The 25,142-nt window shown below is 40.2% G+C and carries 13 protein-coding genes and 6 pseudogenes; 8 read left to right on the forward strand and 11 right to left on the reverse strand.

Features of this window, described 5'->3' with window-relative positions:
• Window positions 1–345 precede the first annotated feature (345 nt).
• Window positions 346–1,240 (forward strand): annotated as a pseudogene (locus tag BTN49_RS22260) (IS982 family transposase).
• A 43-nt stretch (window positions 1,241–1,283) separates the two neighbouring features.
• Here the strand turns inward: BTN49_RS22260 and BTN49_RS07475 are convergent.
• The 6 genes and pseudogenes from BTN49_RS07475 to BTN49_RS19675 form a co-directional block, all read right to left on the reverse strand.
• On the reverse strand, window positions 1,284–3,884 hold the full coding sequence (locus tag BTN49_RS07475) for a FimV/HubP family polar landmark protein (RefSeq protein ID WP_423248249.1): 2,601 nt from the start codon (window positions 3,882–3,884) through the stop codon (window positions 1,284–1,286).
• Window positions 3,885–4,085: 201 nt separating this feature from the next.
• Window positions 4,086–5,111 carry an aspartate-semialdehyde dehydrogenase gene (locus BTN49_RS07480; protein WP_097356658.1) on the reverse strand — a complete coding sequence of 342 codons (1,026 nt, stop codon included), beginning with the start codon at window positions 5,109–5,111 and terminating at the stop codon, window positions 4,086–4,088.
• Window positions 5,112–5,113: 2 nt separating this feature from the next.
• Window positions 5,114–6,253, reverse strand: a complete 1,140-nt coding sequence (locus BTN49_RS07485; protein WP_097356675.1) for a 4-phosphoerythronate dehydrogenase — start codon at window positions 6,251–6,253, stop codon at window positions 5,114–5,116.
• Between the two features lie 188 nt (window positions 6,254–6,441).
• Window positions 6,442–7,659 (reverse strand): beta-ketoacyl-ACP synthase I, encoded by a 1,218-nt coding sequence (gene fabB / locus BTN49_RS07490; protein WP_097356659.1) that lies wholly within the window; start codon window positions 7,657–7,659, stop codon window positions 6,442–6,444.
• A gap of 1,980 nt (window positions 7,660–9,639) precedes the next feature.
• Window positions 9,640–9,985: pseudogene (locus BTN49_RS15750) on the reverse strand (transposase).
• A gap of 19 nt (window positions 9,986–10,004) precedes the next feature.
• The gene (locus tag BTN49_RS19675; protein ID WP_199399473.1) at window positions 10,005–10,367 is read right to left on the reverse strand and encodes a transposase; all 363 of its coding nucleotides are present in this window, start codon (window positions 10,365–10,367) and stop codon (window positions 10,005–10,007) included.
• Window positions 10,368–10,686: 319 nt separating this feature from the next.
• Here BTN49_RS19675 and BTN49_RS13155 point away from each other — a divergent pair.
• Window positions 10,687–10,928: pseudogene (locus BTN49_RS13155) on the forward strand (IS66 family transposase); the annotation flags it as partial.
• A gap of 204 nt (window positions 10,929–11,132) precedes the next feature.
• Here BTN49_RS13155 and aroC read toward each other — a convergent pair.
• Together aroC and prmB are read right to left on the reverse strand one after the other, a co-directional pair.
• Window positions 11,133–12,218, reverse strand: a complete 1,086-nt coding sequence (gene aroC / locus BTN49_RS07500) for a chorismate synthase (RefSeq protein ID WP_097356660.1) — start codon at window positions 12,216–12,218, stop codon at window positions 11,133–11,135.
• A 229-nt stretch (window positions 12,219–12,447) separates the two neighbouring features.
• Window positions 12,448–13,380 (reverse strand): 50S ribosomal protein L3 N(5)-glutamine methyltransferase, encoded by a 933-nt coding sequence (gene prmB / locus BTN49_RS07505; protein ID WP_097356661.1) that lies wholly within the window; start codon window positions 13,378–13,380, stop codon window positions 12,448–12,450.
• 183 nt (window positions 13,381–13,563) lie between these two features.
• Between prmB and smrB the strand changes: the two genes are divergently transcribed.
• The 5 genes and pseudogenes from smrB (at window position 13,564) to BTN49_RS07530 (ending at window position 19,541) form a co-directional block, all read left to right on the forward strand.
• On the forward strand, window positions 13,564–14,094 hold the full coding sequence (gene smrB, locus BTN49_RS07510; RefSeq protein ID WP_097356662.1) for an endonuclease SmrB: 531 nt from the start codon (window positions 13,564–13,566) through the stop codon (window positions 14,092–14,094).
• A gap of 116 nt (window positions 14,095–14,210) precedes the next feature.
• Window positions 14,211–15,053 (forward strand): annotated as a pseudogene (locus BTN49_RS22265) (IS982 family transposase); the annotation flags it as partial.
• 745 nt (window positions 15,054–15,798) lie between these two features.
• Window positions 15,799–18,078 (forward strand): class 1a ribonucleoside-diphosphate reductase subunit alpha, encoded by a 2,280-nt coding sequence (gene nrdA, locus BTN49_RS07520; protein ID WP_097356663.1) that lies wholly within the window; start codon window positions 15,799–15,801, stop codon window positions 18,076–18,078.
• 66 nt (window positions 18,079–18,144) lie between these two features.
• Window positions 18,145–19,278 (forward strand): class Ia ribonucleoside-diphosphate reductase subunit beta, encoded by a 1,134-nt coding sequence (gene nrdB / locus BTN49_RS07525; RefSeq protein ID WP_097356664.1) that lies wholly within the window; start codon window positions 18,145–18,147, stop codon window positions 19,276–19,278.
• Entirely contained in the window at window positions 19,275–19,541 is a 267-nt protein-coding gene (locus BTN49_RS07530; RefSeq protein ID WP_097356665.1) for a 2Fe-2S iron-sulfur cluster-binding protein, read from the forward strand. The genes nrdB and BTN49_RS07530 overlap by 4 nt, the downstream gene beginning before the upstream one ends.
• 258 nt (window positions 19,542–19,799) lie before the next feature.
• Here the strand turns inward: BTN49_RS07530 and BTN49_RS22270 are convergent.
• From BTN49_RS22270 to BTN49_RS22275, 3 genes and pseudogenes are all read right to left on the reverse strand, one after another.
• A pseudogene (locus BTN49_RS22270) lies at window positions 19,800–20,598 on the reverse strand (IS982 family transposase); the annotation flags it as partial.
• Window positions 20,599–20,799: 201 nt separating this feature from the next.
• Window positions 20,800–21,408, reverse strand: a complete 609-nt coding sequence (mobA, locus tag BTN49_RS07540) for a molybdenum cofactor guanylyltransferase MobA (protein ID WP_097356666.1) — start codon at window positions 21,406–21,408, stop codon at window positions 20,800–20,802.
• 120 nt (window positions 21,409–21,528) lie between these two features.
• Window positions 21,529–22,410: pseudogene (locus BTN49_RS22275) on the reverse strand (IS982 family transposase).
• Between the two features lie 380 nt (window positions 22,411–22,790).
• On the opposite strand from BTN49_RS22275, the gene BTN49_RS07550 reads away from it, so the two are divergent.
• Window positions 22,791–24,137: a glutamine synthetase family protein gene (locus BTN49_RS07550; RefSeq protein WP_097356667.1), complete on the forward strand. Its 1,347-nt coding sequence runs from the start codon at window positions 22,791–22,793 to the stop codon at window positions 24,135–24,137.
• Window positions 24,138–25,142 lie beyond the last annotated feature (1,005 nt).

Below are 25,142 nucleotides of genomic sequence, written 5' to 3' on the forward strand. Positions count from 1 at the left end.
GCAGACAGTTTAAAATCGGAAATTCCAATCTCCGCTATGGTAAATACCATCAAGTGCCATAGTTCCTTAGTATACCTAGAGCTAAAAAGGTATAGTAATAATGGTGTTTATTTACCTAAAATCGCTCAAGACCTATCGACGAATAATCGCAAGCGAGCAAGCAAATAAAAAACCAGAAGATCAAAGATCTTTTGTTCATCTATTACCCCAAAATGATTGGGATCCCGATCGATATCTCAGTGACTAACTAACCTAACCTGAACTACGCATAAGAAATGAACTAAATGCCAAAGTCGCAATTTAAGCGTTTAAAAATAATCTATTAGACTGCATAAGGACTTAGATATGAATAAGTTAGATGCTGTTTTCGTCGATGGCGACGACTTCTGCTAGACTTTCCTCCCTGCATGGAAAAATACCTAATTTCTTTCGATGTCAAACAAAGAAACAAGCCTTCTCGCCTCTTAGTTAGCAAAATGACAACGATAGTGATAGCTTTTTATCAATCGGTGTATCGAGACTTTAACACCTATTACATCTAGTTTGTTTTCCGCTACCTCACCAACGAATTTTCTAAATTAATCAGCTACACGCGAATGCTCAAGCTCATGCAAGGTATTCTGGTTCTGCTTTGCTCTTACCTCACTCACCGTCAGGCAAGGCCGACAGAAATTGCCTTCGTTGATTCATCCAAGCTATAGGTTTGTCACAACCTACGCATTCTCAGACATCAGGTTTTTAAAGTACCTAAAAGCGAGAAAAAGGAACGACGGGTTGGTTTTACGACTTCAAATTACACCTCATGATCAATGATCAAAGTGGTATTATCTCAGTCAAAGTAACCAAGGATAACCTAGATGATAAAAAGCCTGTGTCGGAAATGGTTGAAGAGCTTTGGCGGTGTTTATACGAAGATAAAGGTTATATCTCTAATCCATTGAAACGGGAACTTGCAGACAGGGGAGTAACACTTAGAACTGGTGTGAAATAGAATTTAAAACCCAAAGTGATGAAACTTTAGGACCGCCTGATGCTCCGAAAACGATTTATTATTGAGACCGTTTTTGACTAACTAAAAACATATCCCAAATCTAGCATTCTCAGCACCGTAGCTGTATTAGTTTTACTGTCAACTTACTGGCTGGGCTCATTCGCGTATTAATTTCAATCTCAATCACAGAAGTCGAGTATCAAGATGACTCGGTTTGATAAGCAAGCACTTATGCAGATATTAGGTTAACTACTCAGTTGAAAACCAAATCTAGATACACTAGAAAATATGTTTAGTTAAGATTTCTTATCATTTCTTCGGCTTCATTTTTCAAGTTTGAATCATCCCCTTGCATCATTTTTTGCAGAATTTGCAGCGCACCATCTATGTCATTCATTTCCAAATAGGCTCTCGCGATATCCATGTTTTTCGCTGACTCTCCACCGTTGTCCATATCAACCACTGAAACATCACTCAACACATCCGGTAACTCTTCGAGTCTAACCTTCAAATTCATTAGAACCGAATCTACGTCTTTTTTTTTAGAATCCTCGTCTTTCATCAACTCTTCAATGCTGATATACACATCATTTGACGAAGACTGTCCATCTAACTCACTTTCTTCTTCAGCCAGTAAATCTTCATGATCCTCATCCAAGTTAATTGACTTAATTTCATTACCCGACACTTCAGGTTGATCCGACCAGTCTTCACTTTCCAATTCAGGTTCAAGCATTTGTTTTGCACGCCAAATATCATTCTCGTCTTCTGGGAGATCCCAGTTTTTGGGTTCAAAACCTTCCAATCGACAAGACTCATCTTCAATCGGATCAGACAATAAGGTTTCCATATCAAGTCCAGCCACTTGGTACGCTTCATCTTCTAGAACTAACTGTTCATTGGACGATAATTGTTTTGTTAATGAGTGTGATGACGATAGCTGTGAAGATTCTGCTTGTTCAATAACAGGAATCGCCTCATCAAGCTCACATGGTTCTTCTAAAGAACCATTGAGGGCATCATCTTCTACCCGATCATTGGGCTCATTTGTCGCTTCGGTCATTGATACAGAATTTGACATATCTTTTTCCACCGATTCATTTAACAGATTGGAAAATCCGTGGGTAAGATTAGCATCTTTATTTAATGTCTCAGACACAGTTTCTTGATTATCTAAATCATCAAGAGACAGAATATCATCACCTAACAAAGCCGCTTCAGACACTTTTTTAAGAAGTGCACTTTCATCTTCAAGGTCATGCCCATCACCTTCACTTAGTAACTCATCAAGCAATACATCCGTACCACTCAGATCAAGGTCTTCCTCTTCTAGAATTTCACCGATAACTTTTTTATCTACACTATTCGCATCAATTGATTCATCAACAAATGTATCAGATTCACCTAGTATATTTTTAGCATCATCAACAGCGCGATCAACACCTTCATTTAGAGATTCCTCCCATCGTGCAGCAGGGGACTCATTTGGGTTCAATTGCGTTTCTTCGCTAGAAGCTATTTTATTGAGCGTGAGCTCCATGTCCCCTAGACCGATTTTTCCTTTCGGTTTTTTTTCAACATCTAACAAAGCGTTGATGTCAGAATCTCCGTCGAATGAAGAATCAAATTCTTCAGTCTCAGCAGATAACGCGAGGGAACCTGACAAATTAATATCATCCAAATCAGGATTAACCAGACTACTCTCACCAAACAGATCGTTAGCATCAGTGTCATCTGTGACTTCAAGCTCATCCTCTTCAAACACCAGTTCATCAGTTTCGTTTTGGAGTTCTGGCACCATGCTTATAGACATATCTTTTGATGCTTCGCCATCCAGACTTTTAGGTTCATAAACAGCGTTGTCTTTCCGACGACGCATGATAATGAAGGAGGCCGCACAAATTACTAACAAAGCTGGAACAGTGGCACTTATTGCCAATATAAATGGACTACTCATCAAGGTTCCAAACATTGATTTATCTTTCATTTCTATCTGAAACTGATGTAAACGTTGCGTATCTAATAATTCACGTATTTCCTTTGTAAGAGTTTGATCTTCCTTGATTTCATTTTTTAGATTCAAGAGTTCATTTTGAGCTTCAGCCAGACGGATTTGTAGGATATGATTAACTTCAACCAACTTACCCCTTTGCAAATCAGATTGTTGAATCTGATCCTGCGCTACGGATATATCAGATTTGATTGGTGTAATCGACTCTTTCATGTCACCCGCATCAACCACTTTCTCTAGTGCCACTTTTACGCTAGGTGATATTTTATCAATCGTTCCCATTGTTGCAACTTTCACGTCACCGGAGGAAGGAATTGTCGCCATCAGAATTTCTTTTTGTCTAAGTTTAGGTATAACAGCCTCTAACACTTGTTCACTCAAGGTGAGTTTAACCAGACGATGCGCATCTTTACGGGTTTTATCTATCTGAAGTCGATCTTTTATATCGTCAGTGTATTCACGGTGAATTTCAGCCAATGTAGGCATAATCAAATTACTTCCAAGAACCAACCCATGAAGATTTGCATCATCAAATGCATTTAAATTTAAACGAAATATCGCACCTAACATCTGATAAACAGTAACAGAATCACTTGGCTGATAGCGCGTTGCAAGAGACCACAATGTATCTGATTCGCGTGTAGGTCCGACGGTTTGTCGTGTTCTAGATGTTGTTTCCCTAGCACTTGAAAGCAGTTCCAATGAACGAGTTGCTGACATTTCGTCTGGGGGGCCGATGATACGAATCATAGAATGAACAGGCAAAGAGGAGATAAGACCCACCAATAAAGAGGATATGGGGAGTATTTTACCGAGCAGACCATAATAATATGATGGCAAAAAGATTAGCTTCATAGCGTTATTAATATCTGCTTCAAACACTGTCCACATTCCTCACAGCAGAATAATAAAATTATAGGTTTGATGAGCATTTCCCTAACTATATCGGAAGCCTGACTAGAAATTATAGTGGGATAGAGAGAAAAATGTATTTTGTAATCCACACAAACCGCACTAGATCACCAGTATCGCTTCTATAGTACGGAATTGTTGTTTGTTGTCCATGTACTAATGTGAATCAAGTTATAAATAATTCCGAACAAGGATTTCTGCAATTTGCACACTATTTGTTGCGGCACCCTTACGAATATTGTCCGCCACGATCCAAAGGTTCAACCCATTTGGATGGCTAATGTCTTTACGCACGCGACCGATCATTACATTGTCTTTTCCAACCCCATTTATTACTTGAGTTGGATAGTCTTCGTTAGCGAACACTTCTACACCTTTAGCACGGGACAGCAGATCTATCGCTTCTATCGCATCCAGTGGTTGTCGACATTCAATATGCACTGCTTCTGCATAGCCATGAAAAACAGGAACACGAACACAGGTTGGATTTATCGCAATATTTTCATTACCCAAAATTTTCTGCGTTTCCCACACCATTTTCATTTCTTCTTTGGTGTAACCGTTGTTCATCAACTTATCGATATGGGGTAAGCAGTTAAATGCAATTTGCTTTTTATAGGTATTCGTTTCAACATCTTGACCGCTAAGCAGTTTCACCGTTTGACAGGCCAGTTCATCGATGCCTTTTTTCCCAGAACCAGACACTGACTGGTAAGTCGCCACGTTAATACGCTCAATTCCCACTAAATCGTAAATGGGCTTTAATGCCACCATCATTTGAATCGTTAAACAATTCGGGATCGCGATGATGTTTCGATTACGAAAATCGGCAATTACTTCAGGATTAACTTCTGTTATAACAAGCGGAATGTCAGGGTCATAACGGAAACGTGACGAGTCATCGATCACAATCACACCTTCTTCCACGGCAATCTGCGCCCAACGACCAGAGACTTCCGCGCCTGCAGTGAACAGCCCCACCTGAACCTGACTCCAATCGAAGTCTTCGACGTTTTTTACGCAGACACTTTTGCCGTTGAAACGGAAGGTTTCACCAGCGTTGTACTCATTTGCCAGTAAGTAAAGATTACACACAGGGAATTTACGTTCTTCTAACACTTCAACAATCGTGCGTCCAACAATGCCAGTTGCACCCAACACAGCAACATCAAAACCAGCATTGAATTTTTTTGTCATGTTTATATCCTTACGGTAAAACCTAATTTAGCTAATAACTCCACCCCAAACGAGACATTACCTGCTACTGTAATTGCACTATATTCTCGTCTCTCCCAGTAATTTTTACGCAAGTGATCAAACCCTATGCACTGAACTCTTACATCCGTCATTGCACGACGAAATTTGCTATCATCACGTCGTATATCATACACTAACTGACACAATACCATCAAATCGGCCATATTCCATTCTTTACTCAGTATAACCTTTGAAATAGGAGCAAGGGGTAGTAACGATATGGTATTAATATGTTCTTCAGCATGTCCTAAGAAATCACAGTATGCGTTGTAAATCATGGTGGTGCCACGAGCTTTACCTTCCAAGCTATGACCCGCGATGTGAGGTGTTGCAAAGGCGAGCAACGGCAGCAACTTGAGATCGATTTCTGGCTCTGACTCAAACACATCCAGCACTACCATGAATGTCTTTTCTAGCAACGCTACTTTGAGCGCATAGTTATCAACTACAGAACCACGGGCTGTATTAATTAAAATAGCATCCGCCTTAAGTGCAGTTAGTTCTTTTTGAGAAATGAGGTGATACGTTGGAAAGGCGCCAGATGTGGTTATTGGGATATGTAGTGTGATCACATCGCATTCAGAGAGTAAAGTTTGAAGAGAGTGGAACTCACGCATGTCCCCTTCTCTCCTCTTAATTGGGTCACAAAGAAGATACGGTATGTTCAATGCAACTAAGCAAGTCGATAAATAGCTACCCACTTGCCCCGCACCGACAATGCCGACTTTCCGGTCAGTGAGATTAAAATCTTGCTGTTGACTTAATACTAACAGGGAACTAATCACATATTCAGCCACGCTGGCTTTATTACATCCTGGTGCAGCCGTCCAGTGAATCCCTCTCTCCGCTAACAAATTAGTATTCAGATGATCAGTACCTGAAGTTGCCGTTCCTACAAAGCGAAGGCGGGGTGCTTTTTTTAACAGCGCCTCGTCTACCTTTGTCACCGAACGAATCATGAGTGCATCGACATCCACTAAATCCTCAGTCATCAATGTTCGCCCTGATTTCCTTGTTACCGTACCAAACTTGCTAAAAAGTTCAGCGGCATAGGGCATATTTTCATCAATCAGAATGTTCACGAATAAATCCACATGTATTTTATATCATTTATTGTGGCTTTCCTCGGCGAGGAAAAGCCACAGAACCCGCACGAGATTGATAAAACCAAAGTTAGACGTGGTAAGAGCGACTCTCATTCGGATGGATACGCATTCACTATTATTATGTATTACCAATATCCCGAAAATATTATAGGATCTTAAATCGTTTATCTCTCGTATTTTTTTATCACTAGAGTGGCGTTAGTACCACCAAAACCAAAGCTATTGGACATCACTGTTCTTAACTCTTGCTCACGCATTTCAGTTACAATATCTAAACCATTTGCCGCAGGATCTAAATTATCAATATTGATGCTTGGTGCAACAAAACCATTATTAAGCATAAGCGTCGAGTAAACTGTTTCATGAACGCCTGCGGCACCCAGAGAGTGACCAGTCATTGCTTTAGTCGCAGAAATAGCTGGGCTTTTTTTATTATCAAATACTTCCTGAATCGCACCCAATTCTTTTGCATCCCCAACAGGGGTCGATGTACCATGTGTGTTGATATAATCAACTTCGCAATCTAGGTGTTTCATCGCCATTTTCATGCAACGAATCGCACCTTCACCCGACGGTGCAACCATGTCATACCCATCAGATGTTGCGCCATAGCCCACAATCTCACCGTGGATTTTAGCTCCACGTGCCAACGCGTGTTCCAGCTCCTCAATGACCATCATGCCACCACCACCGGATATAACAAAACCATCACGGGCAATGTCATAAGTACGAGACGCTTTTTCTGGATTGTCATTATATTTACTAGACAACGCTCCCATGCCATCAAACATCATGGTCAACGACCAATCCAGCTCTTCACCACCACCCGCGAATACCACGTCTTGTTTATCTAATTGTATCAGCTCTAACGCATGGCCAATACAATGTGCAGATGTAGCACAAGCAGAACTCATGGTATAGTTAACACCGCGGATTTTAAATGGTGTTGCCAAGCACGCTGATACCGTCGATGACATAGTACGTGGCACCATGTAAGGACCAACACGCTTAACACCTTTTTTACGCAGTATATCAACTGCGGCTACTTGGTTCATTGACGATGCACCCCCTGAACCTGCCACCAAACCTGTTCGCTCATTTGAAACCTGATCATTAGTGAGACCCGCATCTTCAATGGCCTGTTTCATCGCCAAGTAGACGAAGCCTGCAGCATCACCCATAAAACGAAACTTTTTACGATCAATATGATCAACTGGATTCAGTTTTAAATAACCCCAAACATTACTACGTAGTTTCATATCTGCGAATTCTTGGGAAAAACTGATCCCTGATTTACCAGATTTCAATGACTCCAGCACTTCTTTAATATTATTACCTATGCTGGAAATAATTCCCATCCCTGTAATTACAGCTCGTTTCATCATTTGTTCCTATACTTCCAATTGCACCGATGATAACGGTTTTAAAGTTGCAAGGTGGTCAGCTTTCATCACGCTATTCATTCAGACAATTAACACGATTCTGCTATACCTTTCTAATCCCATAAGGTTGCTGTATTATTGACCATGAATACTCAGAAAGAGTTAATCCCGTCTAGTTACTAGGTTGTATATGTGATTAAAATTTTATCCCCTGTCACTTCGCCACACCGCCAAGAACATTAGGCATAGTCCATAAACACCATACTACACACGTATAATTCTGTAACTTCAAGACGCTTCAATGTAAGATTTACGAGTAAACTAATGAAGAAATAAATAGAGGTTAGCCGGTAACTCACCCACTTAGGGACCATGCCAGAATTCATTAGAATGAATCGGGGTACCAGTATCATAGCATTTTAATGATGTTCACTTTTCAAGCACCAATAACACCAATAAATTGGAAGAGATCCGTTATGTACTCTTACAACAAAACCAGTTACCTACACGATGGCAGTCCTTCAACAGATACCGATTTATTTTTGTAGAAGATAGCTTTGTCAAAGCCCTGAATTTCCTTGTAGTATAGCAATGTTGCGAATCATTTTTAGCATCAAATTTAGACGCATCCATCCATCAGCTACATTTCATCAACTGCGAGGATTTCCACAATTTTTAACAAACCTAGAAAAAGACCATGCAGCATGTGCCGTATTTACCGAATATGCAACTGCACTTCATCAATAGTATCCTGTAGGTGTTTCATGGTGTCATAGCCTACAGGAAAGGATTAGGAAGCAGCTTACCCAGTAAGGACTAATGAAAGATATCTTTAGTTTCTCGCCACCTTTCTTTCTTTTCTTTTTCTTTCCGCCTCAAAATCGGTTACTACATTTAGTAGGGTTTAGTAGGTTCAATGCTACGTGCCTCACTCCAAACAGGACTTCTGCGTATTTTTCTCACTACATGCAGTGGTTATTTTCTTTCATTTCAACATCCAGTTCCAATGAAGTTGATTTCCAACTGACCCGTGTAGACGAGCAGCATGGGTAAATTGCTTCAGGATCAGTACCGCAGAGCGGATGTGCATAATAAATGCAGGTTTATTTAACAGGCTCACCTATATTTGTCGACAACATACTCCTAAACCTACAGGTTTTATACCACTTCAATCATATCTAACCTCATCGAGGTCGTGGAGAATAGCGCTGACTGGGTGAAGTCACGTCTGTAGGCGTCCACGTGATCTATCTTAATTTATAAATATATTGCTATCAGACTGAGTGAGTTTTTTTGAACACAAGCATTTCGCAAAAATCAGCTAAAAGCGTTTTTGGTTCCCTTTTTCAGCTATAAGATGATCCAGTATCATGCTATACAATGGTTTTAGTAAGTTCTCGCTGGCACCCTATCACATCGAGGGTGATCAAACAGCCTTTTATTTCTAGTAACTTGAGTAACTTTTAGATTGAGAGTACTGCACCTACTTCCTTTGCAACCTGAGCTGCACATAAAAAATGAAGTAAATACTCAAGTTGCAATCTGCATCGTTTGAATTAAATCATCAGTTGCAAAATAACCTTCGCATGAATAATTTAGATGCTGTTTTCACTATGTCGACGATTTCTGTCGGATTTTCCTGCCTTCTTGGGAGACACATCGGATTTCAGGGGTGTTGTTTCCCAAATATCTAAACTAATCGTAATTCCTCCTATCAAATCATCATGGAGTTAAGCGGGAGGTGATGATGGGAAAAGAAAAGGAAAGCCAAAGCACAAGATCAGTACTTGGAAACAACATAATCAACCATTAGTAAACCGTGACCAAAAAACTTTTTGAATAGACGACATTACCATTAAGACATGGCATTGTCTAAAATATCAAGATCATCGTGGGAGTGGGTTTCTATTTTAGAATATCGAGATTGAAATGGCACTGATGGTGAAAAGTATTTTCAAGCTTCCACTTCTTAGATTAACCTCATATCTGCATAAGCGCTTGCTTATCAAACCGAGTCATCTTAATGCTCGGGTTCTTTGGTTGAAATGAATACGCGATAAGCTCGGCCAACAAGTTGACCATAAAGCTGATACAACTACGGTACTGAGAATGCTGGATTTGGGATATATATTTTAGTTGGTTAAAAACCATTTCAATAATAAATCGTTTCCGGAGTATCAGGCAGTTCCAAAGTTTCATCACTTTGGGTTTCATGTTTTTTTACACCCGTTATCAGTGTCACTCCCTTGTTTACACGTTCCCGATTAAATGGAGCATAGAAATAACCTTTATCTCCGTATAAACACCCCCAAAGCTCATCAGACATTACCGATATAGGCTTTCTATCATCCACTGTTAGACGTCGTCACTTTGATTGAGATAATGCCACCTTGGTCATTGATAATGAGGTGTAATTTGAAACCGTAGAACCGCCCCATCGTTCCTTTTCCTCGCTTCGCAGTACCTTTAAAAACCTGATGTCTGAGAATGCGTTGATTATGACAAACTTGTAGCTTAGACGAATTAACGAAGGCAATCCCTTTTGGCCTTGCCTGACGGTGAGTGAGGTAAGAGCAAAGCGGAACCAGAATACCTTGAATGAGCTTAAGTATCCTCGTGTAACTAACTAATTTAGGAAATTCATTGGTAATGATAGTGGCAAATAAAATGGATGTAATAGATTTTGAAGTATCAATATCCAGATTGATGGAAAGCTATCACTATCGTCATTACTTCGCTAACTGAGAGGCGAGAATGATTGTTTCTTTATTTAATACCGGAAGAAATTAGGTATGTTTCCCATGAAGAAAGGAAAGTCTGGCAGAAGTCATCGAAAACGGCAACTAAGTTATTCATGCCCAACTCCTTGTGCATCAATAATTTATTTCAAACAATCAGAGTGCGATTTAGGCATTTAGTTCATTTCTTATGCGCAGCTCAGGTTAATATAGATTAAACAACACACAAACGAAATGGGGAAGCGGTTTCTCGATGGGTCTAGTTCCTCAGTGGCGGTGAGAAAGATCTCGTCTTAGGAAAAACCTTTCGGCTTGGCTAAGAAAAGGCGAGCAGGTACCAACATCTCGGTATGCTGGAAGGTCTGCTTATATCTTGAAGTACGAACAAGGACTTTGGTTTTCCTTCATCATGAAGGCGTACTGTTGAGTAATAATAAAGCTGAGCGGTGTATTCGTGGTAGCGTCATCATGCGTAAGATCTGCTTCGGTACCAGCTATCACCTAGGAAAACAGTTCCGTTTACGTGTTTTGTGAGTGGTGGAAACGTGGGCTGTCTGTATTGGATGTCATTAGCGATGTAGTGTCATCGGTGATCCTCAAATAATTCTATCTCAACATGTTTAATCTCATAAACACCGAGTCAAGCTACCTCTGGTGAACGATTACTGAATGTAAGGTTTCACTTAAATAAACAGAGAGGTTAAGAGTGTTAGTTCCACCGCAGCTTTAGCAAAGCTAGATCCTTCGTGGAGTTATCGATACACCAGAGTTTTGTGCACGATGTCGCAACAAGTGATCCATCAATACTATTGCGACCATCGCCTCAGCAATGGGAACAGCACGAATACCAACACAAGGATCATGACGACCCTGCGTGACTACTTTTACCGTTTCCCCATCTACATTTATGGTATCACATGGAATTTTAATACTCGAGGTCGGTTTCAGTGCTAGGTGTGCAATAATATCTTGTCCGGATGAGATACCACCCAAAATGCCACCTGAGTGATTTGACTTGAAACCTTGCTGTGTCAATTCATCACGATGTTGACTTCCGTATTGATTTACCACACCAAAACCATCCCCAAGCTCCACGCCTTTCACCGCGTTGATACCCATCAAAGCATAAGCAATATCTGCATCCAATCGATCAAACACTGGCTCACCTAAACCAACAGGTACATTACTTGCTACCACTGTCAGCTTCGCACCGATTGAGTCTCCGTTTCTTTTCAATGAACGGATCAACGCGTCCAACGCATCCAGTTTGGTCACGTCTGGGCAAAAAAATGGGTTTTGTTCGATTTGATCCCAATCAAAGTTCTCTACTGAGATATCACCCATTTGTGACAAGCATGCACGAACTTCAATCCCAATCTCTTGCTTGAGATATTTTTTTGCAATACCACCAGCAGCAACACGCATTACCGTTTCACGAGCGGATGAACGACCACCTCCACGATAGTCTCGAATACCATATTTCTGATAGTAGGTATAATCCGCATGACCTGGGCGGAATCGATCTTTAATTTTTAAGTAATCTTGCGAACGTTGATCTGTATTCTCGACGATTAAACCAATCGAGGTACCTGTAGTCTTTCCCTCAAATACCCCAGACAGTAATTTAACTACATCAGATTCATGACGTTGTGTCGTGTATTTAGATCGACCAGGACGACGTCGATTTAAATCAATTTGTAAATCTGCTTCAGATAAGTCGAGTCCAGGAGGACAACCATCCACAATACAGCCCAACGAAAGTCCATGACTTTCCCCAAATGTAGTTACCCTAAAAATTTGACCAATAGCGTTACCTGCCATCTCTTCCTCAGTTTATTTTCCTAACAGCTTATCGCAAGCCGTCCATACCTACCAAATAATGAAACATAACCAGGTTTCATAGGAAAAAGCCTACAATAATTGTAGATTCCATTTCTGATATGTATATAAGCTTCAATAATAGCAAAACCAGAAAAAACAAAAAGGATCAGAAAAAAGATGGACTAGAGAAATCTTAGTCTTTTTATACCAATTATACCACGCTGGTTATTTAATCTTTATAGGTAGAAAACTCATCAGCCACACTCACCAGATCTTGGTACGTCATAGTAAACACGCCATTACCCTCCTTTTCGAACTCCAACCATGTCAACGGCAGTTTTGGATATTGTTTTTTTACATGAACCATGGAATTACCAACTTCGCAGATAAGTACACCCTGTTCAGTTAGATAATCCGAGGCATTCGCAATTATGCGGCGCATCAATTTCAGACCATCACTGCCTGCCGCAAAGCCTAATCTTGGTTCATTCCGCAACTCTTCTGGTAATGTGCTCATGTTTTCTTCATCCACATATGGTGGATTAGAAACAATCAAGTCATATTTACCTTCTGGAAGGTTGCGAAACAAATCTGAACGTAATGAGCATACTTTATGTGCCAAACCATGATCTTGGATATTGATTTCCGCCACTTCTAACGCTTGCGCAGATATGTCCACCAAAGCCACTTCTGCGTTGGGGAATATAAAGGCACACGCGATGCCGATACAACCGCTACCCGTACATAGATCCATAATACGATTCGGCTCAACAGTAAGCAGCGGTTCGAAACGATTTTTGATCAATTCACTGATGGGTGAACGTGGCACAAGTACACGCTCATCTACGAAAAATTCCAGACCATAAAAGTACGCTTTATTCGTCAGGTAAGCCACCGGAGTACGCTCATGTATGCGACGAATGACACGATCAACGATGCGGAGACGCTCACTTGTTGTCAGGCGGGAGTTGCAGAGTTCAGTTGTCGCATCAATAGGAAGATAAAGGGTTGGTAATACCAATTGTATCGCTTCATCCCAAGAATTATCCGTTCCGTGACCGTAAAACAACTCCGCAGCATTGAAACGACTTACCGTCCAACGTAGCATATCTTGCAGCGTACGCAGTTCATTGACAACTTCATCAACAATAATCTTATCCAAATGGCCCCCATTACCCTAGGTCGCCCTCACCTATTGTCATATCATCCTCGTAAACAGCCTTCATAGGCTACGAAACATTGGAGAAATATCCTTACACAACCACACGGAACGCCGAATTTTGACTATATAAAGACATTGACCATTTTTCGAGTACAATGCAACAACAATATTTGGAATTGATTTATGAATAAGAAAACCCCGACCACGGACGATAATTTTTCGGTGTTCCACGAGGCAGTGAAAGATGTGAGAAAACTACAGCAGGATACCATCAATCCGCCAAAACGCAAAACAACTGCACAATCTAAAAAAAAGCTTTGTGATTCATCTTCAAGTGACCAGACGTTTTATTTTTCTGACGAGTTTGAACCACTACTAAAAAAAAATGTTCCCACTCAATATACACGTATTGACATCCCAAAATATGAAGTAAAACGACTACGACGCGGTCTTTACATCCCTGACATATTTCTTGACCTCCATGGTCTAAGTCAAATTGAAGCAAAATGCGAACTCAGCAGACTCATCACCGAATGCATCAAAGAAAAAATTAGCTGCGCTTGCGTCATGCACGGTATTGGTAAATATATTTTAAAGCAAAAAACACCGCTGTGGCTTGCTCAGCACCCTGATGTATTAGCGTTTCACCAAGCACCCTTAGAATTTGGTGGTGCTGGTGCACTTCTGGTACTAATAGAAATACTGGACAATTAATTTCGATAACTAAGAGGTACTTATTACTTAACCTGAGGTGCGCATAATAAATGAACTAAATGCTCAAGTCGCGATCTGAGCGTTTAAAAAACGATTACCTACATAAGGACTAAAGCATGGATAACTTAGATGTTATTTTCGTCGATGTCGACAACTTCTACCAGACTTTCCTCCCAGCATGGGAAAAACACCTAATTTCTTCCGGTGTCAAAGAAATAAGCCTTTTCGCTTTTCCGTTAGCGAAGTGATGACGATAGTGATAGCTTTCCATCAGTTGGGATATCGAGACTTCAAAACCTATTACACCCACTTTGTTTGCCGCTACCTCACCAATGAATTTCCTGAATGAGTTAGTTACACGAGGATACTCAAGCTCATGCAAAATATTCTGGTTTCGCTTTGCTCTTACCTCACTCACCGTCAGGCAAAGCCGACAGAAATTACCTTCGTTGATTCGTCCAAGTTATAGGTTTATCATAACCTACGCATTCTCAGACATCAGGTTTTTAAAGTACCGAAAAGCAATAAAAAGGAATGATGGGCTGTTTCTACGACTTAAAATTATACCTCATGATCAATGATCAAGGTGGTATTATCTCAGTCAAAGTGACCAATGCTAACATGGATGATAAAAGCCTGTGTCGGAAATGGTTGAAGAGATTTGATGGTGTTTATACGAAGATAAAGGTTATATCTCTGACCCATTGAAACGGGAACTTGCAGACAGGGGAGTGACACGTAGAACTGGTGTAAAATAGAATTTGAAACCAAAAGTGATGAAACGTTGGAACCGCCTGATACTCCGGAAACGATTTATTATTGAGACCGTTTTTGACTAACTAAAAAACATATCCCTAATCTAGCATTCTCAGCACCGTAGCTGTATCAGTTTTACTGTCAACTTGCTGGCGGGGCTCATCGCGTATTCATTTCAACCAAAAAAGGCAAGCATCAAGATTTTTGTTATGTACGAAAGACTATTGTTCACCTACTTGGCAGATAAGCACCACTTCCTGTACATCAAGAGGGAATGTGGTGACACATCAGGGTAGTGGGGTGTAAGTTTTTAGAGTCCAGACAAATGCCTTAATGCTGATGTGTAACATTCGAGAAAAGTCGCAGATACCCTCATTATTCATGCAAGTTCAATAATTTGTTCTTTTATTCCCTCCTGACAAGCCGTATGTGTATATTCAAGTTGGAAGATTCAGTAACATGACGGGCAACGATAGCGTTGGTGACGACCTTGGTCGATAACATACTCTTTAACCGTTTTTGTATGCTGGCAAAAACGATATTTAACGTCAACTATAGTATATGGTGATCACCATGCAGAAACAGACATTTTTCACAAAGTAAAATCTATGGAATATATGACCTCAAATAACATAAATCTATTCTTTAGTCTTTATGACAGAAATATTATTTCTTTTAACTATGCTATGCAGTTACCTTCTTAAGTATACATGCTGAGTAAGCACTAAGAATGTATGTATCATCCCCACGATCTCTTAAACTTGAGGTATTACAGATAACTTGCATTATCTCTAAATCCCCACTATCTTGTTATCTTATTTAGATAAAGACACCATATGTAGTGTTTTATACCTAATTCGTTAGTTTTACATTGATCAAAATCCCCTTAAGAACAATGAAACTTTCAATAAGACGTCTTCAAGCATATATACACTAGGAACAATACAAATGAACCAACCAATTACTGTTCAAAAACGTAGTGGTGTTAAGGAAAATATTGATCTGGATAAAATACATCGTGTGATTACTTGGGCTGCGGAAGGCCTCAATAATGTATCAGTTTCACAACTTGAACTCTGTTCACATATTCAATTTTATGACGGTATAAAAACGGAGGATATTCATGAAACCATTATCAAAGCAGCCGCTGACTTGATTTCAGAACAGACGCCTGACTATCAATATCTTGCTGCACGTCTTGCTATTTTTCACTTACGCAAAAAAGCTTATGGTCAATTTAACCCACCAAAGCTTGTAGACCACGTCCGTAACATGATCGATAAAGGAAAATATGATAAGCATCTGGCTGAAGATTACACTGAAGAAGAATTCAATATCCTTGACGGCTACATTGATCACTGGCGTGATATGAACTTTTCTTATGCTGCCGTGAAGCAACTGGAAGGGAAATATCTAGTACAAAACCGAGTTACTGGTGAAATCTATGAGAGCGCTCAGTTCTTATACATAATGGTTGCTGCATGTTTGTTTTCCAATTACTCTAAAAAAACCCGTATAAATTACATTCGTCGTTTCTACGATGCCGTCTCTATGTTTAGAATTTCGCTCCCAACACCAATTATGTCTGCCGTACGCACCCCGACTCGTCAATTTAGCTCATGTGTGCTTATTGAGTGTGATGACAGTTTAGACTCCATCAATGCAACTGCCAGTGCAATCGTTCGCTACGTCAGCCAACGTGCCGGCATTGGCATCAATGCTGGACGTATTCGTGCGTTGGGGAGTCCAATTCGGGGTGGTGAAGCGTTTCATACAGGTTGTATCCCCTTTTATAAGCATTTCCAAACTGCCGTAAAATGTTGCTCACAAGGAGGTGTGCGAGGAGGGGCGGCCACGCTATTTTATCCTATCTGGCACCGTGAAGTTCAAAACTTACTTGTGTTGAAAAACAACCGTGGTGTTGAAGAGAACCGTGTTCGACATATGGATTATGGCATACAAATTAACAAATTGATGTACACTCGATTGATAAAAGGAAAGAATGTATCGCTCTTTTCACCATCTGACGTTCCTAAGCTTTATGACGCATTTTTTCAAAACCAAGAAGAGTTCGAACGTCTCTACGTTCAGTACGAACAAGACAGTGCTATCCAACGTGAGACTGTAAAGGCCCTTGAGTTATTTTCCTTGATTATGCAAGAACGTGCTTCTACTGGCCGTATTTATATTCAGCACGTTGACCACTGCAATACACATAGCCCATTTGATCCAAAGGTAGCACCGATTCGTCAATCAAACCTTTGTCTTGAAATTGTATTGCCTACTAAGCCGTTGACCAACGTTGAAGACGACCACGGTGAGATAGCCTTGTGCACATTGTCTGCATTCAACTTGGGTGCACTGAACAATTTGGATGAACTAGAAGAATTGGCAGACCTAACTATCCGTGCATTGGATTCCCTTTTAGATTATCAAGACTATCCTTTGCCTGCAGCGCGTAAAGCAACCATGAACCGTCGTACACTAGGTATTGGTGTGATTAACTTCTCCTACTATCTCGCTAAAAATGGTGTTCGCTATTCAGATGGCAGTGCGAATAGCCTAACTCACCGCACCTTCGAGGCGATGCAATACTACTTACTGAAAGCATCTGTCGGACTGGCAAAAGAAATAGGTCCATGCCCGTTGTTCAATGAAACTACCTATTCGCAAGGTATTTTACCAATTGATAGCTATAAAAGTGATCTTGACGACATTTGTGATGAACCTCTTCACTATGATTGGGAGACACTTCGTAAGGAAATTGTTGAGCACGGATTACGCAACTCCACACTGTCCGCACTCATGCCATCAGAAACATCATCACAAATATCTAATGCGACTAATGGTATCGAACCACCTCGTGGTTATGTCTCAATAAAAGCCTCTAAAGATGGTATCTTGAAACAAGTTGTACCTGAATACGACAAATATAAAGACAATTACGAGTTATTGTGGAGTATTCCTTCAAACGACGGCTATCTTCAATTAGTTGGAATTATGCAGAAGTTTATCGACCAAGCAATTTCTGCCAACACTAATTACGACCCAAGTAAGCAATTAGGTGGCAGAGTGCCGATGAAACTCCTTCTCAAGGATCTGCTTACTGCTTATAAACTTGGTGTGAAAACATTATATTATCACAACACACGTGACGGTGCTGATGATATGCAAAAGGATCTTGCCACGAAGGATGATGACTGCGCTGGTGGCGCTTGTAAAATCTAAGGGTGAGTTTGAAAGGGAGCTTTTCGCTCCTTCTATGAAGCTTAATTAGAAACGGTATATACGGTAATGGATTACAGCATTTTTCCGAAAAAAAATAACAACGCACTCGAAGAACCAATGTTCTTTGGCCAACCAGTTAACATAGCTCGCTACGATCAGCAGAAATACGAGATTTTCGAAAAGCTAATAGAAAAGCAACTTTCCTTCTTTTGGCGTCCAGAAGAGGTGGACTTATCAGGAGATTCTATTGACTATAACAGATTACCAGAACATGAAAAGCACATTTTTATCAGTAACTTAAAGTATCAAACCTTGTTGGACTCGATCCAAGGGCGTAGTCCGAACATTGCACTACTACCCTTAGTATCTATCCCTGAGCTAGAAACGTGGATTGAAACGTGGTCGTTTTCTGAGACCATTCATTCACGATCATACACCCACATCATCCGTAACATTGTGAACAACCCTGCTATCGTTTTTGACGACATAATGGTAAATGAGCATATAATAAAACGTGCGAACGACATTGCACAGTACTATGACACACTAATCCAAGCTACCAATGATTATCATCGGTTGGGTGAAGGTATACACACAGTGAACGGTGAAACTGTGGTGGTATCATTGCGAAAGCTGAAAAAAAAACTTTACGTATGCTTAATGTCAATAAATGCACTAGAAGCAATCCGCTTTTACGTCAGCTTTGCTTGTTCGTTTGCATTCGCAGAACGAGAGTTGATGGAAGGTAATGCTAAAATCATCAAGCTTATCGCCCGTGACGAAGCCCTTCACCTCACAAGTACACAGCACATGTTGAACATTTTGCGTAGTGGAGACGACGATCCGGAAATGGCAGACATTGCCAAAGAATGTGAACAGAAATGTTTTGACCTTTTCACAGTCGCTGCGGAGCAGGAAAAAGAATGGGCTGGATACTTATTCAAAGATGGTTCAATGATCGGTCTAAATAAAGATATACTGTGTCAGTATGTGCAATACATAACTAATTTGCGTATGTCTGCAGTTGGTTTAAAACTGGCTTACAAGGATGCATCTCAAAACCCTATTCCATGGATCAATGCTTGGCTTTCTTCGGACAACGTCCAAGTAGCACCGCAAGAAACAGAAATTAGCTCGTATCTGGTTGGTCAAATCGACAATGACGTCAACATTGACGATCTGGGTGATTTTAAACTATGAGCCAAATCCATATTACAGTGAATACAAAAAGGCTGGTGGGAAATACCCACCAGACTATACTTGATCAGCTCGAGATTGCTAACTTACAACCAGAATTCCAATGTCGCAATGGCGTTTGTGGTGCATGCCGATGTAAACTTAACAAAGGTTCCGTGTCACAAAAAAACACTGTGGCGTACGTTGCCACAGGCGAGATCCTTTCTTGTTGCTCGACTCCAAATGAAAACGTCACATTAAAATTTAATTATCAACTCTCCCCCTGAATGCGGATAATAACTTTGATACTTAGGGTCTAAAGTGGAAAAAACTAATTAGCAAAAGTAGTACGTTCTTCTTCTCCAAGTAAACAAGCGTTACTACCCTGAATTATCAGGAGTTGACCATAGGTCGAATAGCGCGCTCCGTCAGGTAAAATGCACAATATAACGGAGAGTCAGCCAGACTAAAGTACACTTTCCGCATCCTCTCTTGGTTTGGAGAGGTGTATGACTCATAAACAACCTCAGATCTGCATAAGTGCTTTTAGTAAGCCGAGTTATCTTAATGCTCGGCTTCTTTGATTAAAATTAATACTCGATGAGCCCCGCCAACAAGTTAACCATAAATATGGTACAACAGCGGTGCTGAGAATGCTGGATTTGGGATATAGGTTTTAGTTGGTTAAAAATGGTTTCAATAATAAATCGTTTCCGGAGTATCAGGAAGTTCCAAAGTTTCATCACTTTGGGTTTCATGTTTTTTTACACCCGTTATGAGTGTCACTCTCTTGTCTGCAAGTTCCCGCTACAATGGACCAGAGATATAAACTTGATCTCCGTATAAATACCCCCACAGTTCGTCAACCATTTCTGATACAGGCTTTCTATCATCCACGTTAGCCGTCGTCACTCTGACTGAGATAATATTACCTTAGTCATTGATAATAAGGTGTAATTTGAAGCCGTAGAACCACTCCATTGTTCCTTTTCCTCACTTCGCGGTATCTTTAAAATCTGATGTCTGAAAATGCATCAGTTATGACAAACCGGTAGCTTGGACTAATCAACGAAGGCCTTGCCTGACAGTGAGTGAGGTAAGAGCATAGCGGAACCAAAACACCTTGCATAAGATTGAGCATTCGTGTGTAGCTGACTAATTCAGGAAATTCGTTGGTGAGGTAGCAGCAAACAAAGTGGATGTAATAGGTTGTAAAGTCTCGATACCCCGATTGATGTAAAACTATCACTATCTTCATCACTTCGCTAATTAAGAGGCAAAAGGCTTGTTTCTTTGTTTGACACTGGAAGAAATGAGTTGTTTTTTCCATGTAGGGAGAAAAATCTAGCAGAAGGCGTTGATATCGACGTAAACAGCGTCTAAGTTCTTCACGCCAAGTCCTTATGCATTTAATAGTTTTTTTCAAACGATCAGATCGAGACTCAGGCATTTAGTTCATTTATTATGCGCAGTTCAGGTTAGGTTATTTTTAGTGAAGTGATTATAACGCTTCACCATTCTGTTCAGAAAACACTCATTAAAGCATTAAAAATCAATACGTCCTCTTTGAAGGCAGGCCTCACCATATTTCTTTATCTCATCAGGGGTGTTTAAATTAATAAAGGCATCATAATTTGAGCTGAAATCAACAAATTTAGTATCGCATAAGTCATACATCAATATGATTTTACGATTACCGTTTTCGAGAAAGGCTTCAAGCCTTTGAAGTAGGTTGCGCTTCATCATGGTTATGACGGGTTGAACTGATTGACCATCATGAGCGACAACAATTTCAGTACTTTCTCCAATAGACTGATACATTTTTTTAAGCATCTTATGTGGCAGATTAAGGCAATCACAGGGTACGAACCCCAACCATTCAGTGTCGCAATATGACATGGCAGCGTGTATTCCTCCAAGAGGCCCCAAGAAACCTTTTAACACATCTCCAAATACAGGACCGTATTTTTCATACGTGGAGTGATTCCGGTTAGCGTTAATGGCAATTGTCGCATCTTGAGCTGTCAGACGCTCATAAACATATTCAACGAACGGTTTACCGTCAAAGGTCATGAGTCCTTTATCTCGACCTCCCATGCGACGGCCTTGTCCGCCAGCGAGGATAACCCACGTGGTTTCAGGATGAAAAAGCATGCTTGTAGCATATCATTAATATTAGATTTTAGTTTAGGTTTGTGGATTAAATACTGATTTTTAATCCACCATTATTGATTGCTGAAGATTCTTCGCTTATCGGTTTAATTAACCTCAGATCTACTTAAGCGCTTGCTTATCAAACCTTGTCTTCTTGATGCTCGTCTTTTTTAGTTGAAATGAATACGCGATAAACCCCAACAGCAAGTTGACCACAAAGATGATATAATTACGGTACCGAGAATGCTCGATTTGGGATATATATCTTAGTTAGTCAAAAACGGTTAAATAATAAATCATTTTCGGAGTATTAGGTGGTTCCAAAGTTTAATCACTTTAGATTTCATGTTTTTTACACCCGTTATCAGTGTCACTCCCTTGTCTGCAAGTTCTCGCTCTAATGGATCATAAAAATAACCTTTGTCTCCGTATAAACACCCCCAAATCTCGTCAGACATTGCCGACACAGGATTTTTATCCTGCACGTTAACCATCGTTACTTTAACTGAGATAATGCCACCTTGGTCATTGATAATGAGGTGTAATTTAAAACCGTAGAACCACCCCATCGTTCCTTTCCCTCGCTTCGCGGTACCTTTAAAAACCTAATGTCTGAGAATGCGTAGGTTATGATAAACCTATAACTTGGACGAATCAACGAAGGCAATTTCTGTCGTCCTTGCCTGACGGTGAGTGAGGTATAAACAAAGCGGAACCAGAATACCTTGCATGAGCTTGAGTATCCTCATGTAACTAACTCTTTCAGGCAATTCGTTAGTGAGGTAGCGGCAAGCAAAGTGGGTGTAATAGGTTTTAAAGTCTCGATACCCCAATTGATGGAAAGCTATCACTATCATCATCACTTCGCTAACAAGAGAGGCAAAAAGACTTGTTTCTTTATTTGATACCGGAAGAAATTAGTTATTTTTTCCATACAAGAAGGAAAGTCTGGAAGAAGTCGGCGACATCGACGAAAACAGCGTCTAAATTATTCCTGCCCAAGTCCTTGTGCAGTCAATAGTTTATTTCAAACGATCAGGTAGCGACTTGGGCATTTAGTTCATTTCTTAGTACGCAGCTTGGGTTAATTATTTAGCTATAACACAAAAGAAAAGGTGAGGAAGCTTTGGGATCGTCTTGTATTGAGAAAATTATTTATCATCGAGATAGTCATTGCTCATATGTTCCAATCAAAGAAATCTAGCCTTAAAATTATACAGCTTGAAAGAGCCGTGCTTATACAGATCTATAGTTAAGTGATTTGTATTAGAGGTATAAAGATATTTTGAGTGGGAAATCACGAAAAATCCTCCTTATTCAGCTATCTTCGAAGTATTCGGGAGTACCTGAAGACATAGATCCAAGATGTATGAGGAAAAAACATGATTAAACTCAAGAAATGGTTGAAGGATAATGAAATAACAGAAGTTGAATGCGTTGTTAGTGATTTATCAGGGATTGCTCGGGGCAAGATTGCTCCCGTCGATAAGTTTCTTCATGACTGGGAGATGCGGCTACCTGAAAGTGTTTTATTACAAACAGTTACTGGTGATTATGTCGACGCTGATATTTATTATTCATTGCTTGACGAAGCCGATATTGATTTTATCTGTAGACCTGATGACGAAGCAGTGTATAAATTACCTTGGACTATCAAGAAAACGGCACAGATTATTCACAATACGTTCGATAAAATGGGAAACCCTCTGGAACTTTCACCGAGAAATCTACTGAGAACAGTACTGAATCTGTATGCAGAACGGAACTGGAAGCCTATTGTCGCACCGGAAATGGAATTTTATCTCACTGCATGCAGTGACAATCCAGATCTTCCCTTAAAACCCCCAGTGGGTCGTTCAGGTAGAACAGAAACGGGACGTCAGTCATTTTCTATTGATGCTGCTAATGAATTTGATCCCTTGTTTGAAGATATGTATGACTGGTGTGAAACTCAAGGTCTAGCTATTGATACCTTGATCCATGAAGAAGGTGTGGCACAGATGGAAATTAATTTTCGCCATGGTGCTCCTCTGGTATTGGCAGATCAGGTTTTTATTTTTAAACGTACTCTCAGAGAAGCAGCACTCAAACACAACGTTGTTGCCACATTTATGGCGAAACCTATCACCAATGAACCTGGTAGCGCCATGCATTTACACCAGAGTATTTTGGATGTAGAAACAGGTAAGAACGTATTTACTAATGCAGACGGTACCAGTTCAGATCTGTTTTTCAGTCATATAGCAGGGCTACAAACATATATCCCTGAAATGTTGCCTATGTTTGCACCTAACACTAATTCTTTCCGTCGCTTCCTTCCGAGTACTTCAGCACCAGTGAATGTGGAATGGGGTGAAGAAAACCGCACTTGTGGTCTTCGAGTCCCGAGTTGTTCACCGCAAAACCGTCGTGTGGAAAATAGACTGGCAGGTGCGGATGCTAACTGTTATCTAGCCATCGCTACAAGCTTACTTTGTGGTTACATCGGTATGGTGAAGAAATTGATACCGACACCTCCAGTGCAAGGACGTGGTTATGAACCAAGAAGTTCTTCATTGCCACATACCTTAGAGAGTGCGTTAGATCGTATGGAGCGTTGTGATGAAGTCGCCGAGTACTTCGGCGAATCATTTGCAAAGGGATTTATCGCCGTTAAACGTGTCGAACAGGAAAATTTTAAACGAGTGATAAGTTCATGGGAACGAGAGTTTCTATTACTCTCTGTGTAAGCCTGATTTCCTGTGCAAATTGGATTGACCCTGTTAATCAATTGACAGTATCGATGAGCTAACGTCCAATATAGTTAATCCAAATTGCGCATAGGAAATGAATTAAATATCCAAGTCGAGATTTGATAGGTTAAATAAAACTATCAGTCGCATAATGATTTTGGTATGAATAATTTAACAGTCAGAAATTTTAATGTAGTTTCTCGTAGTATTGATACTGTGATTGTCGGTTATTCTCCTATAATTCTCTCTTCCTGACCGTTGATTATTATGTCATAGCTTCTACCCTCAGTCAGATTTTCTGATAATTGCGAGATATATAGATTTTAGGTGTGCCTACCACTGCTGCTGCCATGTCCGCTAGGAACATCCGTGACTGGAGCATTGCTTGGTCAATTAATTGTTTCAGCGTTAGCCCTTTCATGAACGTGTCAAATACCAACAGACTGTAGCACCTAATACATAGGTAACCTCAGATCTGCATGAACGCTTGCTTATACAGATCTGAGGTTGATATTGTAAATTCCACCTTCCATGACTTAAAAACCCTCACGTCCAACAACTATACAGCGTTCTCAGGTCATGAAGAGGTTGCTGAAAGCATAGACGTTGATTTTTATTTTGCCAGCCCTTATCGGTCACGTGATCAGGGAATGAATGAACATACCAAAAGTTTGATAAAGAGAGTTTACTCAAGGGAACTGACTTCAATGAAATAAGTAATGAATAAATTGCCAAGATAGAACACGTGCTAGAGCGAGTCTTGGGTATCGCTCTCCTAACGATGTTTTTTAGAGTACTTGCTAGCGGTTTAAAATATAACATCTGTGCATTTTAGATTAAGGAAGGCGCATAATTGTGGCAGTTATTATCTGAATTCAGGGGGATATGATAATGGATATAACATTGTTTCGTGGTAAGAAAAAACACTTTTGGTAACATCTAAAATATTTTAAAAGGAATAGAGAACGAATTATGCAAGCTAGACACTCATGATCAGTAGAT

It is taken from the genome of Candidatus Enterovibrio escicola, assembly GCF_002464935.1.
Lineage (GTDB): Bacteria > Pseudomonadota > Gammaproteobacteria > Enterobacterales > Vibrionaceae > Enterovibrio > Enterovibrio escicola.